This window comes from Cryobacterium sp. RTC2.1 (genome assembly GCF_035018685.1).
In the GTDB taxonomy this organism is placed as follows: domain Bacteria; phylum Actinomycetota; class Actinomycetes; order Actinomycetales; family Microbacteriaceae; genus Cryobacterium; species Cryobacterium glucosi.
Genome location: NZ_JASJXJ010000283.1, coordinates 1 through 1,800, shown reverse-complemented (window position 1 = coordinate 1,800; position 1,800 = coordinate 1). Strand labels below are relative to the sequence as shown.

The following is a 1,800-nucleotide window of genomic DNA, read 5'->3' as shown; positions in this document are numbered from 1 at the left end:
AACCAGCGGTCAGAACGACGATTCACCCGCTTTCGCGGAGGGGGGACGGACCGCTACAGGTAGCGGGCGTATGCGCCGACGGTGAGGAAGGTCGGGAACTCGGGCTCGAGCGCCGAGGTGCGGAAGACCGACAACGCGTCGTCGAAGCGGTCACCGGGAGTGCGGGGCAGGCCGGCGAACACCTCGGCGACGAGGCCGTCCACCCACGGTCCGTCGATGCGCACGCCCTCGGCGGTGACCGAGTTGTCGTGGATCCACTGCCACACCTGCGAGCGGGAGATCTCCGCGGTCGCGGCGTCCTCCATCAGGTTGTCGATCGCCGCGGCCCCCACACCGCGCAGCCAGGACTCGATGTAACGCAGCCCGATCGTGATGTTGTCGCGCACGCCGGCGGTGGTGATCTGCCCGCCGACGGATGCGACGTCGAGCAGTTCCGCGGCGGTCACGCTGACGTCGTCGCGGGTACGGTCGAGCTGGTTCGGCCGGTCGCCGAGCACCGCATCGAACTCGGCCTGTGCGGTCGGGATCAGGTCGGGGTGGGCGACCCAGGTGCCGTCGAAACCGTCGCCGGCTTCGCGCTTCTTGTCCGCAGCGACCTGCTCGAGCGCCCGTTCCGTGACAAGCGGATCGCGCCGGTTCGGGATGAAGGCGCTCATGCCGCCGATGGCATACGCGCCGCGGCCGTGGCAGGTCGAGACGAGCAGCTCGGTGTACGCGCGCATGAACGGCACGGTCATCGTGATCTGCTTGCGGTCGGGGAAGACGAACCGGCGCCCGCGGGCGCGGAAGGTCTTGATGATGCTGAAGATGTAGTCCCAGCGGCCGGCGTTGAGGCCCGCGCAGTGGTCGCGGAGTTCGTAGAGGATCTCCTCCATCTCGAAGGCGGCCTGGATCGTCTCGATCAGCACGGTCGCGCGGATCGTGCCGTACGGCAGGCCGAGCGCGTCCTCGGAGTGGCTGAAGATGTCGTCCCAGAGCCGGGCCTCGAGGTGGCTCTCCAGCTTCGGCAGGTAGAAGTACGGTCCGCTGCCGCCCTCGATCAGGCGCTGGGCGTTGTGGAAGAAGTACAGGCCGAAGTCGACGAGGCTGCCGGAGGCGCTCATCGTGCGGTTCGCCCGGTCGACGAAGCTGATGTTCTTCTCGACGAGGTGCCAGCCGCGCGGGCGCATCACGATCGTCGGGGTCGCGCCGGTCGCGTCTCCCGTGACGGTGTACTCCTTGCCCTCTGCGCTCGTGAAGTCGAGCTGCCCGCGGACGGTGTCGAACAGGGTGATCTGGCCCTCGATGACGTTGGCCCAGGTGGGACTCGTTGCGTCCTCCTGGTCGGCGAGCCAGACCTTGGCACCGGAGTTGAGCGCGTTGATGGCCATCTTCCGGTCTGTCGGGCCGGTGATCTCGACGCGGCGGTCTTCGAGGCCGGGGCCCGCGCCGGCGACGCGCCAGCTCGGGTCGCGACGGATGTGCGCCGTTTCGGTGAGGAAGCCTGGGTCGCGCCCGTTGGCGGCGTCAACGCGCTTCCGCAGCCTGGTCGCGAGCAGGTCGTGGCGGGTGCCCGCGAAGCGGTCGTGCAGCTCCGAGACGAAGTCGAGCGCAGCGGGCGTGAGGATCTCGTCGTAGCGGGCACCGAGGTCTCCGGTGACCTCGAGGTGCGGCTGGATCATGGCGAAGCTGCCGGTGTTCGTGGTCGGGGCGACCGTGTCGGTCGTCGCCAGGGGGGAATTCATGGGGTTTCTCCTTCTGGAGGGTGAGGTCGAGGTGTTCGGGGCGGTGAGCGGATGCGGCCACCCGGCCGGCCGCATC

Annotated in this window: 1 protein-coding gene; it reads right to left on the bottom strand. The window is 69.0% G+C overall.

Features of this window, described 5'->3' with window-relative positions; all coding sequences use genetic code 11:
- Nucleotides 1-53 precede the first annotated feature (53 nt).
- Nucleotides 54-1,724, bottom strand: coding sequence for a malate synthase A (gene aceB / locus QN357_RS18830; protein WP_370294671.1), 1,671 nt, complete (start codon nt 1,722-1,724; stop codon nt 54-56).
- Nucleotides 1,725-1,800: the final 76 nt, after the last annotated feature.

Coding starts and splice junctions, on each gene's coding strand:
- aceB (WP_370294671.1), bottom strand. CDS start 1,724: ATGAATTCCCCCCTGGCGACGACCGACACGGTCGCCCCGACCACGAAC.